Genomic DNA, 3646 nt, shown 5'->3' on the forward strand with positions numbered 1-3646 from the left:
TTTAATATGTTTTGAGCTAAATGGGGTTACTTGTTTTAACAACTCATCAAGCTTTGTCTGAGATGTCAGTTCATATGAATAGTTACTGACGCTATAGTTTCTTGTTATGGTGGTGGTCTGTGGAGCGTATATTCAAAGAAAAGGACGTTGCTGTCGCCACCTATTTGCTCTTCAAAGCCTAACTTTTTTAGTAAATTAGACGATGCTGTATTTGAACTATCCACACCCCCAATGAGTTTCACCCAAGACTCTGACAATAAGGCCGCTTCGATGAAGCCTTTAAGTAATTCAGTTGCGAGCCCTTTCCCCCAGTACTTTTCAGCTATTAAATATCCGATATGAGCTTCTCGTTCATTTTCTACATATACGAATAAAAACCCAATTAGCTCCTGAGTTTCTGACCTTACTTGAAGTAAACGGCTATCCGATAACATTCTCTCGATCCAGATTTCAGCTGCTTGGATAGAGTTGATGTCATGAAAATAAGGAGGAAGGCTCTGGACTACTGAAGGAGTAAGTATCTTAGGGATTTGCTCAAGTAGTGATGTGCGAGCCGAAGAAGAGAAATCATCTTCAACTTCTGCTATGACTAATCTTGAAGTCTCAAATGAAGTTGACATCTCACCTTCCTGTTTCGCTAAAAATCATCACGAGTCTGTAGAGTTACTCGTTTTCAATATATTTTCCATTGTTGTGCCAACCTTAGCCGAGTTCTTTAGTTGATTCAATCATCTACTCTAAATGTCACCGTTATTATTCTGCTGTGAATTATGGATTCATATTAATAGGTATTTTATGTCGTACAATCTGGCGAGATGGAAATGACAACATACAATCTCGTCACCACAGCACGTGGCCACAGTGAAAATCATCTCGCCCCCCGAGGTGCTCAATGGCGCTTATGCGGGGATATCTACGACACCCGTGATAATTTTCACAGAAATTTAAGCACAGATTTTCGGATAATTTATCCTTATGTTCACTTTGGTGAGTGCAGACCCAAGCGATTGCCTTCTGTATCTAAAAATAACGCGAAAAAACCGCTTTCGTCAGCATGTGGGGTTTTGGGGGTCAGTATTTTCCCACCGCTTTCTTCTACTTTTGATAGCACTTGCTGTAAGTCTTCACCCGCGTTTAAATACAGAGTGACGCCAGTGCTGGAAGGAGTGTAACCTTCGCCTTGAACAATCACACCTATGGTAGATTGCCCTTCATACGGGAAGAGTGCCATTGTCATTTCAGGCATATCTATGGTTTCAATGGAGACCGCAAAAATGCGGCTGTAGAACTTTACGGCGCGGGTTAAGTCGGTTGCTGGAATTTCAAAAATTGATGCGAAGCTATGCATGTCGTTGTCCTTATTTTTTATTTAAGTTAGCCAGTACCTCGAGTGACTAGCGTTGTGTCTAGGTGCTCGTTTAGCTTAAACGATAGCAGGTTTAGGGTAGCTCTAGTGGATAATTATCAATTGTAAAAAAGCGACAGTGTTATTTATAGAAAAGTAGTGAAAGCGCCATGCTTTCGTCATTGAGAAAATCTCGCGGGTTTACCCCTGTGAGCGCTTTAAAGTCCTTAATAAAGTGAGATTGATCATAGTAATTGCTTTTGTACGCGATGTTGGTGAGGTTGTCTTCACGATTTATGAGGAGTGTTAACGCGCTTTGCAAGCGCACAAGTTTACTTAAATGTTTTGGACTTATGCCGACAAGGTCTAAAAACTTCCGCTCTAGTTGGCGTCTTTTGTTGGGATTTGATTTGGTGATTGCATTAATAGATATATCGCCATTTTGTGCAAAGATAATATCTACCGTTGTTTTTACAATGTGCTCAATTGTCTGCGGGTCGCTCAGTTTATGAAGAAGGAAGGCCTCTAAAACCTCAATCCTTTGGCGTGTGTTTTGTGCTTGAATGATATCGCTTTCTAGCTTTGTGGCCTCATCGGGCTTAAATAATTCGTAAATCGAAGTTTCCTTATTTTTTAAGTTTTTTATCGGTTTCGAGATAAAGTGGGAAAAGGCATAAGGAAAGAAGCTAGCTGCAAAGGTGCGAACATCTCCAGTTGGTTGAATATAAAAAGGCGAAACCGTTTGTCCAAGTACCATGGCGCGAGGTTGCAGTATGTAGTCATGCTCCGAAGTATAGCGCTTAATGTCATCAGCCAATATAAAGGCCAACTCAATACAGCCATCAGGAACAATGCGTTGCTTTACAGCACTCTTATCCGCAGCAACTTCCAGTGTCCAAAAGCAATTGATAAATGAGGATAAATTTTCACTAGGTAAAAATTTTTTGTAATCCATAAAACCTCCGTATTTAGCTATGGACGGTTGAAAAATAGAGCAAATAAAAACAAAACTACATTAGACGCTGGTAAATTTAGCAACGTTTAATGGCCAGCTTTTTAGGTGCGCTTAACTTGTTCATTGCTTAACAACCGAAGTTTTACCACTGTTTGACATGCCACAAACAACAATCATGCTAATTATCTATCTTTTTTGAAAATGTATTTTAGCAAACTAATTTTTGATCAACGGGTTAGCAGTTTTGAGTCTAGTATCAAATTTACATTAAGGGAATAGTATGTAACTTTTACGAACAGTCCTTATGCGTTATGGCACTTGGTCGGATGATGATTGTATCGCTGCCGTAATTTCCATTATTTGTTGACGCAACCAGTGTACACCTGGATCTGCCTCAGTACGAATATGATATGCCATACTAATTGGGGCTGGCGATACATTAAGCGGTAGAGGTTGGCTCACCAAACTTCCGGTAGCGATCTCTGAGTGTGCTACTAGATAGGGCAGCACACAGAGTAGATCTGTTTGCTTAATCAAATCAATTGCAGCAGAAAAGCTATTGACTGTCACTGCAATACGCCGCTGTAGGTGATGTTTTGCTAATGCCGAGCAGACCACACTGCTCGTATCGCCGGATAGGGATACCATCAGATGATCTGAGTTCGAGAATAGCTTTAGAGACAGGGCTGATTGAGCAAGTGGGTGTTCCGGCCTCATCAGGCAAACAAAATGATTATCAAATAGGTGCTGGCGAATAATTTTGCGGTTCTGGTTTTCATAGTAGTCCACCACCAAGTCAACTTTAGCATCGAGCAACAGTGATTCCCCATTACCACGAAACGGCATTGCGTGCAGATTGATTTTCGGTGCCTGCTGCTCAATCCGTTGACGTAGTGGCAGCCAGAGTATACGGGTCATTCCGTCAGTCAATGCGATACGAAATGTGCGTTCGCTTCTAGTAGGAGCAAATTGTTGTTCGGAGGTCGCTTCGATTAAAGTCTGAATTGCCGGACGGACTTCTCGCCATAGTACTTCGGCTCTCGGTGTTGGTTTGATCCCTCGACCATCACGAACAAACAGAGGGTCTTTCCAGACATAGCGCATCCTTGAAAGAGCTTTTGACACTGATGGTTGGGTCAACGCTAGTCTATCTGCTGCAGCTGTAACCGATTGTTCAGCCATTATGGCGTCAAAAATTACTAGCAGGTTGATATCAAGCTTAGCCATTTTCCCTCATTTATTTTTCTTAGTGCAACTTCCATAACGAGTGTGATTTCGAGGTTTCGACACTCTGACCTTGATCTGTGAATACAACGTATAACTCATTCCTTTATAGAATGATATAT

General features: G+C 41.4%; 4 protein-coding genes. All 4 read right to left on the bottom strand.

Translation table 11 applies throughout. The features are described 5' to 3' along the window. Positions 1-104 precede the first annotated feature (104 nt). Complete coding sequence (locus L1D50_RS22120) at positions 105-620, bottom strand: GNAT family N-acetyltransferase (RefSeq protein ID WP_138524089.1); 516 nt, start codon at positions 618-620, stop codon at positions 105-107. A gap of 359 nt (positions 621-979) precedes the next feature. Then, positions 980-1348, bottom strand: a complete 369-nt coding sequence (locus L1D50_RS22125) for a VOC family protein (RefSeq protein WP_138524091.1) — start codon at positions 1346-1348, stop codon at positions 980-982. A gap of 139 nt (positions 1349-1487) precedes the next feature. Then, complete coding sequence (locus L1D50_RS22130; protein ID WP_138524093.1) at positions 1488-2300, bottom strand: response regulator transcription factor; 813 nt, start codon at positions 2298-2300, stop codon at positions 1488-1490. Positions 2301-2609: 309 nt separating this feature from the next. Further along, positions 2610-3527 (bottom strand): LysR family transcriptional regulator, encoded by a 918-nt coding sequence (locus L1D50_RS22135; RefSeq protein ID WP_138524095.1) that lies wholly within the window; start codon positions 3525-3527, stop codon positions 2610-2612. Positions 3528-3646 lie beyond the last annotated feature (119 nt).

Origin of the sequence: Pseudoalteromonas sp. Isolate6, assembly GCF_022398435.1 — a bacterium.
Lineage (GTDB): Bacteria > Pseudomonadota > Gammaproteobacteria > Enterobacterales > Alteromonadaceae > Pseudoalteromonas > Pseudoalteromonas galatheae.

What these genes read in the sequence shown, in the direction of transcription:
- L1D50_RS22120 (WP_138524089.1), bottom strand. Translation starts at nt 620, where the DNA reads ATGTCAACTTCATTTGAGACTTCAAGATTAGTCATAGCAGAAGTTGAA.
- L1D50_RS22125 (WP_138524091.1), bottom strand. Translation starts at nt 1,348, where the DNA reads ATGCATAGCTTCGCATCAATTTTTGAAATTCCAGCAACCGACTTAACC.
- L1D50_RS22135 (WP_138524095.1), bottom strand. Translation starts at nt 3,527, where the DNA reads ATGGCTAAGCTTGATATCAACCTGCTAGTAATTTTTGACGCCATAATG.
- L1D50_RS22130 (WP_138524093.1), bottom strand. Translation starts at nt 2,300, where the DNA reads ATGGATTACAAAAAATTTTTACCTAGTGAAAATTTATCCTCATTTATC.